The sequence below is a fragment of the Streptomyces prasinopilosus genome (assembly GCF_001419695.1).
GTDB classification, from domain to species: domain Bacteria; phylum Actinomycetota; class Actinomycetes; order Streptomycetales; family Streptomycetaceae; genus Streptomyces; species Streptomyces prasinopilosus.
The window spans coordinates 1-8,162 of record NZ_LIRG01000194.1; the positions used below are offsets into that span (position 1 = coordinate 1).

8 protein-coding genes and 1 pseudogene are annotated in these 8,162 nt (G+C 71.3%); 4 read left to right on the forward strand and 5 right to left on the reverse strand.

Annotation, left to right across the window (positions count from 1 at the left end):
• Nucleotides 1–36: 36 nt before the first annotated feature.
• Nucleotides 37–378 (reverse strand): chorismate mutase, encoded by a 342-nt coding sequence (locus tag AOK18_RS09765; protein ID WP_055694048.1) that lies wholly within the window; start codon nucleotides 376–378, stop codon nucleotides 37–39.
• A 371-nt stretch (nucleotides 379–749) separates the two neighbouring features.
• Between AOK18_RS09765 and guaA the strand changes: the two genes are divergently transcribed.
• Nucleotides 750–2,330, forward strand: a complete 1,581-nt coding sequence (guaA, locus tag AOK18_RS09770; RefSeq protein ID WP_055694049.1) for a glutamine-hydrolyzing GMP synthase — start codon at nucleotides 750–752, stop codon at nucleotides 2,328–2,330.
• Nucleotides 2,331–2,421: 91 nt separating this feature from the next.
• On the opposite strand, the gene AOK18_RS09775 is transcribed toward guaA, so the two are convergent.
• The gene (locus AOK18_RS09775; protein WP_055694050.1) at nucleotides 2,422–2,895 is read right to left on the reverse strand and encodes a pyridoxamine 5'-phosphate oxidase family protein; all 474 of its coding nucleotides are present in this window, start codon (nucleotides 2,893–2,895) and stop codon (nucleotides 2,422–2,424) included.
• 327 nt (nucleotides 2,896–3,222) lie between these two features.
• Between AOK18_RS09775 and AOK18_RS09780 the strand changes: the two genes are divergently transcribed.
• The 3 genes from AOK18_RS09780 to AOK18_RS09790 all read left to right on the forward strand — a co-directional run bounded on the left by AOK18_RS09780 (nucleotide 3,223) and on the right by AOK18_RS09790 (nucleotide 6,322).
• Nucleotides 3,223–4,023: a class II aldolase/adducin family protein gene (locus AOK18_RS09780; protein ID WP_055570614.1), complete on the forward strand. Its 801-nt coding sequence runs from the start codon at nucleotides 3,223–3,225 to the stop codon at nucleotides 4,021–4,023.
• Between the two features lie 302 nt (nucleotides 4,024–4,325).
• Nucleotides 4,326–5,606 (forward strand): hypothetical protein, encoded by a 1,281-nt coding sequence (locus AOK18_RS09785; RefSeq protein ID WP_055694051.1) that lies wholly within the window; start codon nucleotides 4,326–4,328, stop codon nucleotides 5,604–5,606.
• Between the two features lie 188 nt (nucleotides 5,607–5,794).
• Complete coding sequence (locus AOK18_RS09790) at nucleotides 5,795–6,322, forward strand: DoxX family protein (RefSeq protein WP_079104934.1); 528 nt, start codon at nucleotides 5,795–5,797, stop codon at nucleotides 6,320–6,322.
• A gap of 309 nt (nucleotides 6,323–6,631) precedes the next feature.
• Here the strand turns inward: AOK18_RS09790 and AOK18_RS35330 are convergent.
• The 3 genes and pseudogenes from AOK18_RS35330 to AOK18_RS09800 all read right to left on the reverse strand — a co-directional run.
• Nucleotides 6,632–6,823 (reverse strand): annotated as a pseudogene (locus AOK18_RS35330) (IS982 family transposase); the annotation flags it as partial.
• 232 nt (nucleotides 6,824–7,055) lie between these two features.
• Complete coding sequence (locus AOK18_RS09795) at nucleotides 7,056–7,289, reverse strand: hypothetical protein (protein ID WP_055570617.1); 234 nt, start codon at nucleotides 7,287–7,289, stop codon at nucleotides 7,056–7,058.
• Nucleotides 7,276–8,162: LiaF domain-containing protein (locus tag AOK18_RS09800; protein ID WP_167738663.1), on the reverse strand; the 887-nt coding region annotated here is incomplete at its 5' end. The genes AOK18_RS09800 and AOK18_RS09795, both read right to left, overlap by 14 nt.

Below are 8,162 nucleotides of genomic sequence, written 5' to 3' on the forward strand. Positions count from 1 at the left end.
GTGGTCCGGCGGGTGGGGCGTTCCGTCGGCCCGGGGTCAGATCCTGCCGCGGCAGAGCTCCAGCAGGGTCATCGCGAGCGAGGTGCCCGGCTTGCCCAGGGCGTCCCTGTAGTGGCCGAGGACCTCCATCTCGCGGGAGAGGTTCACGCGCCGGCCGCCGGAGGCGATCCGTTCCCGCTGGATGACGGCCGACACGGCCATCCGTTCCTGGACCAGGCCGATGATCCGGTCGTCGAGCGCGTCGATCCGCCCGCGCGCACCGGTGATCACGTCGGCGGCCTCGGTGGTGCGGGCGCCGGTCTTCTCGGTGTCCGCGGCTTCGGCCGTGGTGGTGCCGGTGGTGGCTTCGGTGCTCGTGGCTTCGGTGGCGGTGGTCATGGCGGGGGCTCCTCGTCGGACGGTGCGGAGTGTGCCCCGGGGTGCCGTGGTCCGGAAACGCCAGGCGCCCCGGACCTTGTCGGCCCGGGGCGCCTGGGAAGTTGCTCGTCAGTGACTCAAGCAGCACGACCATGGCAGCCGGTGGGCCGGTCGCCATAGGTAAAGAGGAAGGTCGGGTGCGTGAGCATGGGTCCAGTATGCCGCGCGGTTCCCGGCCGTCCAACCCGAATCGCATGCTGAGACGGACCCGGTCGCGCGGTGTCGTCGCGCGGTGCCGCCGCGTGAGCTCCGCAAGAGCGGGGAGGGGGAACGCGTGCCTCCCGGTAGAATCGGGAGGCACCAGACTCCGCCCCACCGCCGGAAGGCACCTCGTGTCATCAGCGACTTCCGCTGCCCACGCGCCCGACACCGTCCTGGTCGTCGATTTCGGCGCGCAGTACGCCCAGCTCATCGCCCGCCGCGTCCGCGAGGCCCGGGTCTACAGCGAGATAGTGCCGAGCACCATGCCGGTCGCGGAGATCCTCGCCAAGAACCCGGCGGCGATCATCCTCTCCGGCGGCCCCTCGTCCGTGTACGCCGAGGGCGCTCCCGTCGTCGACCGCGCACTCTTCGAGGCCGGCGTCCCGGTCTTCGGCATGTGCTACGGCTTCCAGCTCATGGCTCAGAGCCTCGGCGGCCAGGTGGACAACACCGGCTCCCGTGAGTACGGCCGCACCGGACTGCACGTCTCCAAGCCGGCCTCCACCCTCTTCGAGGGCACCCCTCAGGAGCAGGAGGTGTGGATGTCGCACGGCGACGCCTGCTCCGCCGCCCCCGAGGGCTTCGCCGTCACGGCGTCCACGGACATCGTCCCGGTCGCCGCCTTCGAGAACGACGCCAAGAAGCTCTACGGCGTCCAGTACCACCCCGAGGTCATGCACTCCACGTACGGGCAGCAGGTGCTGGAGCACTTCCTGTACCGGGGTGCCGGCCTGAGCCCGGACTGGACCACGGGCAACGTCATCGAGGAGCAGGTCGCCGCCATCCGCGAGCAGGTCGGTGACCGGCGCGCCATCTGCGGCCTCTCCGGCGGGGTCGACTCCGCCGTCGCCGCGGCCCTCGTCCAGAAGGCCATCGGCTCCCAGCTGACCTGCGTGTACGTCGACCACGGTCTGATGCGCAAGGGCGAGACCGAGCAGGTCGAGAAGGACTTCGTGGCCGCGACCGGCGTCCAGCTGAAGGTCGTCGACGCGTCGGAGCGGTTCCTGGCCGCGCTCAAGGGCGTCTCGGACCCCGAGGAGAAGCGGAAGATCATCGGCCGCGAGTTCATCCGGGTCTTCGAGCAGGCCCAGGCCGAGATCGTCGCCGACGAGGGCCCGGCCGTGGAGTTCCTGGTCCAGGGCACGCTCTACCCGGACGTCGTGGAGTCCGGCGGCGGCACCGGCACCGCCAACATCAAGTCCCACCACAACGTCGGCGGCCTCCCCGAGGACCTCGAGTTCCAGCTGATCGAGCCGCTGCGCCAGCTGTTCAAGGACGAGGTGCGGATGGTGGGCCAGGAACTCGGCCTGCCCGACGAGATCGTCCACCGCCAGCCGTTCCCCGGCCCCGGCCTCGGCATCCGGATCGTCGGCGAGGTGACCAAGGAGCGGCTCGACCTGCTCCGGGAGGCCGACGCCATCGCCCGCGAGGAACTGACCGCGGCCGGTCTCGACCGGGACATCTGGCAGTGCCCGGTGGTCCTGCTCGCGGACGTGCGGTCCGTCGGCGTCCAGGGCGACGGCCGGACCTACGGCCACCCGGTCGTCCTGCGCCCGGTGTCCTCCGAGGACGCCATGACCGCGGACTGGTCGCGGCTGCCGTACGACGTCCTCGCGAAGATCTCGACCCGCATCACCAACGAGGTGCGGGAGGTCAACCGCGTCGTCCTCGACGTGACGTCCAAGCCGCCGGGGACCATCGAGTGGGAGTAGGTCCCGGCGGGAGCACTCCCCGCCGGGGCCTGCCGGGGCCTGTCAGGGCGTAGCAGTTCTCTGTCGGTCCTGCCGGTTCCGCCGGTCCTCGTCAGGCCCGCTTGAGCGTGCGCACCGGCTCACCGGGCTTCCAGACCTGGAGGACGAGATACGTCTCGTCCTCCACACAGGTTCGTACGACCTCCGTCAACTCGGTGCGGAAGAGGTGGAACGGCTCCGGCGGTTCCACCTCTTCGGTGTACCTGCGCCGGGTCTCCCCGTCCTCGACCTCGACCGCCCGCCCGCCGATCCGGACGTCCCCGCCGCCCATGCCCGTGCCCGGGCCGGGGTTCGCCTGGAGCGCGAAGCGCGGGTCGCGGCGCAGGTCGAGCGCCTTGAGCGAGTCCGGCATCATGCCGAGCCACAGCTCACCGTCCAGGAAGCGCACCTCCAGACCGGTGGTGCGCGGTGACCCGTCCTTGCGCAGAGTGGCGAGGACGTGGTGGGTGTACGGGGCGAAGCGCTCCTGCACGGTCTTCGCGAGGTCGGGTTCGGCGGCGGCGAATGCTCCCCAGTTCGTGTGCATGGGCCGAGTGTGACGCGCATACCGGACATCTCGTGTCCGGTATCCGCCGGATCCACCGGACGGGGTCTTCCGGCAGCGGTTTCCTGGATAGCGGGTTTCCGGACCGGCCTTGCGGAAGGCGGGTTCCGGAAACCCGCCTTGCGGAAGGCGGCTTCCGGAAGGTTGTCCCGGGGTCTCGGGAAGGGGACTTCGGCCGGTACGGCGGGCACCGTGCACAGAGGGTGCCGCCTCTGTCGCGCCGCACCGGATCTTTACGGAACCGATCTGTCGTCCATGGCTGCACGACGGTAACTTCCGCACCATGCGACCCCTCTCGCAGGAGGACTTATGCACGGACAGACCCCGCCCCCGTTTCTGCCGTTGCCCACCGACCGGCTGCGGTTCGCCATGCCGCCCATGCACGAGTCGGTCGAGGACGAGCGCCGGCACCGCAAGGAACGGCTCGCGGGCGCGCTGAGGCTCTTCGGGCGGCTCGGTTTCGAGGACGGGGTCTCCGGACACATCACCGCACGCGATCCCGAGTTCTCGGACTGCTTCTGGGTCAATCCGTTCGGAATGCCCTTCCGGCACGTCACCGTGAGCGACCTGGTGCTGGTCAACCGGGAGGGCCGGGTCGTCCAGGGCGGCCACCACGTCAACCAGGCGGCGTTCACCGTGCACGCGCAGGTGCACACGGCGCGGCCCGACGTCGTGGCGGTCGCCCACTGCCACTCGGTGCACGGCCGCGCGCTCGCCGCCCTCGGCGACCTGCTCGACCCGATCACCCAGGAGAGCTGCGCGTTCTACGAGGACCACGCCCTCTACGACACCTACAGCGGCGTCACCGTCGACGCGGAGGAGGGCAGGCGCATCGCGGCCGCACTCGGCTCCCGCAAGGCGCTGGTGCTGCGCAATCACGGGCTGCTCACCGTGGGCGACTCGGTGGACGCGGCGGCCTGGTGGTTCGTCTCCATGGAACGCTCCTGCCAGGTGCAGCTCAGCGCGAAGGCGGCGGGCCGGCCCGTCCTGATCGACCACCGGCAGGCGGTGGCGACACGGGAGCAGCTGGGTGGGGACCTGGTGGGGTGGATCAGTTATCAGCCGATGTGGCAGGACATCAGCCGGAGCGAGCCCGACCTGCTGGACTGACCGGTGCGGCCGGGGTGTTCGGCGCGACCGGGGTGGCCGAGGCGGTCGGGTTGCTCGGCGCGGCCGGGGCCGAAGGAGCCCGCCTTGCCGGGCGAGACCGGCCGTGAGGGAATTCCTGCCGTCAGGTCAACGCGACGCCTCGGACATCACTCCCGCTGACCGGACCTGCCGGGTGGTGAAGGGTGGAGGTAGGGCACAATTCGCTGTCATCACAGGGGAGTTGCGCGCACCGGTCCAGGCGGCCGGGAACGTGACCGGGATCGTGAACGTGCATGGGGATACGGGGAAGGCGGGCTTCGGGCGTGGCGGTGCAGGAGGCGGGACAGGGCGGCGCGGACGTGGGCGCCCACGAGGGCGGCTGCACCTGCGGGGACTGTCCGCACGGAGTGCGTGAGGGGCATCGGCGCGCGGTCGCCGCGTTCCTGCTGAAACGCGAGGAGTTCGCGGCCGGGCACGGGCTGCCCGCGGCGGTGGCCCACTCGGCCTCCGCCTCCCGCCAGTGGGTCTCGGAGGAGCTGGCGCAGGCCGCCGAACTCGTCGCCCGGCGCGGCCGGGCCGAGGGCGCGGCCTGGCTGGCACGCCTGTGGCGCCGGACGGCGGTGGTGGTGTGGTCGGCGGTCGTCCTGCTGCTCCTGGGCCAGGCACTCACGGCGATCGGCCCGGGCTGGAGCGCCGCCCGCACGGCCGGACTGCTGGCCGCGCTGGTGGTCGCCGGTGCGCTGACCGCGGCCTCGTGGTTCCACCGGGCGCGCGGCGGGGCCCTGGCCCCGGTGATCGGGGAGGACAACCGCCTCTCCACGTCCCGCGCGGTGGCGGCCGCCTGGGTGCTCTTCCTGGCCTACGCGGTCCTGGTCCTGGTCGGACAACTGGCCGCCGCCTCCGATCACCGGGAACGTGACGCGCTGATCGCGGGACTGGAACTCGCCCGCGGCGCGGGGGTGGTGACCGTCCTCGCCGTGGTGTGCGGGATCGCCGTGGTGGTGCGGCGGGTGGTCGGGCTTCGGGTGCAGGGGCAGCGGCTGCAGAAGGTCCGCGCGGACCGGCCCCGGGCGGCCGATCTGCTGACCGACGACGCGGGCCGGGGCGGCTTCGCCGACATCCAGTACGTCGTGATCAGCGGCGTCGCGCTGGTGTTCGCGGCGGTTCGGCTGGCACGGCGGCCGGACCAACTGCCGGACCTGCCCTGGGGACTGGCCGTGGTGGTGCTGGTGTCGGCGGCGACCTACCTCGCCGGGAAGTACGCGGAGGGCGGCCGGCCGGTGATCCTTTCGGTGGTGCGGGCACGGGAGGCCGGAGACCTGGACGCGCCGATCCGGACCGGCGACGACATCGAGATCCGTGGGGCCGGTTTCGTTCCGCTGGGGGCCCAGGGAGCCGATCGGCTGGCCCGGATGGTCGTCCGGGTGGGGACCGTGCACGTCCACGTGCCGTTGGTGCCGGTGGCCGGCGGCTTCGACAACCCGACGGACGCCCTGCTGACGGTTCCGGTCCCGGCGGACGTGGAACCGGGGCGGGTCGAGGTGCAGGTCGTCACGGCAGCCGGAGTCGAGACGAACCGGTACGCGATCGATGTGACGGACTAGGGTCCGTCCGGCGGACCATGCCGGAGACGTGGGGTCCGCCGGACAGACCCTGGAGGCGTCCCCCTCTCGCAGATGTCCGGCGAACGTCCGAAAAAATCCGAGCGGTTCTGGATTGATCCGGTGTTGATCGTCGTACGTATGGTCTGTTGAGGGAGTCTCGGTACGGCGGCGAGAGGCGACAGACGGCGATGACTCACGGTATGCGAACGGATGCGCGTAGTCCTCACCTCGACAGTGACAGCGGCAGAGACTGGCGGGACACCGCCACCCGGCACGCCCTCCTTCCCCTGCGGATCTTCCTGGGCGTCACTTTCATCTACGCGGGGATCGACAAACTCACCGACAGCGCATTCATGCAGGACGCCGGATCCGGGTCGATCGGCGACATGATGCGGGCCGTCCGCGATTCCTCGGCCCTTCCCGCGCTGGTCGACATGTCCCTGGAGAATCCCGTCGCCTTCGGCTACGCCATCGCGCTCGGTGAGTTGGCCGTCGGGATCGGGACCCTGATCGGTCTGCTCACCCGGGTGGCCGCCCTCGGCGGTGCGCTGATCTCCCTCAGCCTGTGGCTGACCGTGAGCTGGGCCGCCGAGCCCTACTACTACGGCAACGACCTCCCGTACATGTTCTGCTGGGTACCTCTCGTGCTGGCCGGCGCGCCCCTCTGGTCGCTGGACGCCCTGATCAGGAACCGGCGCCGCAGAGGGTCCTACTAGGTCATGACCAGTGGAAGCGGGGCATGAGGAAGGCCCCTGGCCAGTGAGTCGGGGCCTGCGGGGCGGATTCCTCGGCCGGATGAGCGATTCCGAGGAGTCAGTGGCCGGCAATCAGGGGCCGGGTGAAGGGCCGGCCGACGGCGAAGGAGCCCCACCGTGCGCAGGCGGATTCTGAGCACGGTCGCGTCGCTGGCCAGTGAGGGTGCCCGGATCATATTGACCTGAAGTTCGGTTGAGGTTTCACGACGGTGTGGTGACTGACGCGGGATCACCCTGATCGACGCATGGGAACTGCCCGAGGACCGGATGGACGAGTCCATGCATGACGCGGACGACAACCCCGCCGGGCGTGCGCCCCAGGTGCTGTTCGAGATCGAGCCGGCGCTTGAACGTCTCGTCGACCGACTCGATGACCTGCCGTAACGGCTTGAACGGGAGAACTCCGGGCCGCTGCTGCTCGCCCTTGCGGGCCGGCCGCAGCAGCCGGATGTTCTGATCGGCCGGATCCGCCCCTTCACCCCGCCGGGCCCACGGCTCGGACCTGTCGGCTGCGTGGCCCGGAAGCCGGCGGTCCACAGCCCGGAGCCGACGGGTCCGCCCGGCCGTCTCGACGGGGCAGATCACCCACGTCGGCTTCGGCCCGTCTTCCCGCCCGTCCGTCCCATGGGCCAGGTCGCCTCCTCGGCCGGCCTTGGCAGGCCACCCCCTCAAGTCACTGCGCCGGTCCGGGACGTCAGGTGGGTGACTCGGCCCGGTCCCCCTGGGCGTCGGAGCGTCTGTGCCGCCGTATCAGTCCCGTCACCGCGGCCACCGATCCGGCCAGGCACAGGCCGCCCGCGACGACGGGGACCATGACGAACCACGGGGCTTCCCAGGCGCCGGTCGCGTCGCCCGTGTAGAGCACGGCGGCGAGGATCAGGAAGAGGCCGGCGATCAGCCTGCCGGGCTGGAACTCATGACGCAGCACGGCTCACCTCCGCCTGTCCCACACCGACCTGGATGTCCAGCTCGAGCGTCCCTGTCTTCCGGGCGCCCCCGGCGGGCCGCAGGGTCATCTCCTCGTGCTTTCCCGGTGCCACGTCCACATCCTTCCGCTTGTCGCCGGGGAGCTGGATGTCGCCCACCCCCACGTCGATGCTGAGCTTCACGGTCATGCCCTCGGGCACGATCACGCGGAGGCGGCCCACGCCGACGTTCATCCGCGACGACACGGTCTCTCCCTCGGGTATCCGTGCCTCGGACAGGTCCAGGGTGCCGGTGCCGGTACCCAAGTCGTAGACCGGGCGTATCTGCGCGACCGAGGAGGGCTCCCAGGTGGTGCGCATCCACTCGGTGCCGATGTCCTTCGGCACGGCCGAGGAGGCGGCGAGCAGCCCCGCGATGATGACCGCCAGGAGGATCGACCCCGCTCCGGTGCGGCCCAGGAAAGCGCTGACCGCCAGGCCGATGCCGAAGACGGCCAGCGCACACGCGAGACCGGTCTGCAGGCTGGTGCCGAGCGGCTGCTCCTGCCAGGTCAGGCCCGTGCCCAGACCGGCCGCGAGCAGGGCGAGCAGGAAGATCCAGCCGCCGATCCAGCGGGGGCCGCGCGGCTTCGCCGCCCGGCACCGGGCGGCCGGGTCCTCGCGGGCGGAGGAGTGGGGAGCGAGCCTGACGTCGATCCTGGAGACGATGTCCGGATCCCGGGAGTCCCGGGGCCCCCACAGATAGCCCGTGCCGCCGATGTGCGTACCGTCCTTGACGATGGGATCGCGCCACCAGGAGGAGAAGGCGGCGGGAACGGGCGGGGCCTGGGGCTCCGGCGGGGCGTCGGCGGCGGCGTGGGCGGCGAGGGGATCGG